This window comes from Azospirillum mesophilum, assembly GCF_053470405.2.
The window spans coordinates 1-635 of the sequence record NZ_JBPXMQ020000127.1 but is presented as its reverse complement, the minus strand read 5'-3'; the positions used below and the strand labels follow the sequence as shown (position 1 = coordinate 635).

The following is a 635-nucleotide window of genomic DNA, read 5'->3' as shown; positions in this document are numbered from 1 at the left end:
GACGCGCAGCCCAGCAGGGACCGCGACCGGAAGGCGTGGGGAAGGCAGGTCATTCTCGTCAGCAATCCAGCAAAGGCGTGAAGGCGGGTGGAAGAAGGGCCGGTGGGACCGGGCGGCGTCAGGCCGCCCGGCTTCCCGGTGGGGTGTGGCGGGTCAGGGCGGCCAGGAGTGCCGCGGCGCGGGCGTCGGTGGCGCCGTGCGCCTGGGCGACCTGGCGGGTGAAGGCCGGGCTGGTGGCCGGAAGCGGCGCGTCGGCGTCGGCCCGCGGACCGGCGGCTGGCGCCCTGCCCTCGGCCCCGGCCGGGGCATTGCCCGGCTCGCCGCCGGGTTGGTCCCCGGATTGGCCGTCACCGGCCGGCTGCCCCTGCGGTGTGGGGCGCGGAGCAGCCTGCTGGCCGCCCGGTTGCCCGTTCGGCTGGCCGCTCCGGTTGACGGGCGCGGTTTCGATGGTGTCGCGCGGTCCACCGCGGACCGCACCGTCGCGCTCACCCTGCGCCGAGCCGGGCATCGAGTTGGGGCCGGGATTTCCAGTGCCGCCCTGCGCGCCCGCGCCGAACGCGCCGGGCACACCAGCCCCCGTGCTCGTCGCCGTCCCGCCAGCGCCGGCGGTGTTCGCGGCCGGGCTTCCGCCCAGG

At 78.0% G+C, this 635-nt stretch carries 1 pseudogene; it reads right to left on the bottom strand.

The annotated features are described in order from the left end of the window. Positions 1–118: 118 nt before the first annotated feature. Positions 119–635: pseudogene (locus ACSVC7_RS32745) on the bottom strand (Ig-like domain-containing protein); the annotation flags it as partial.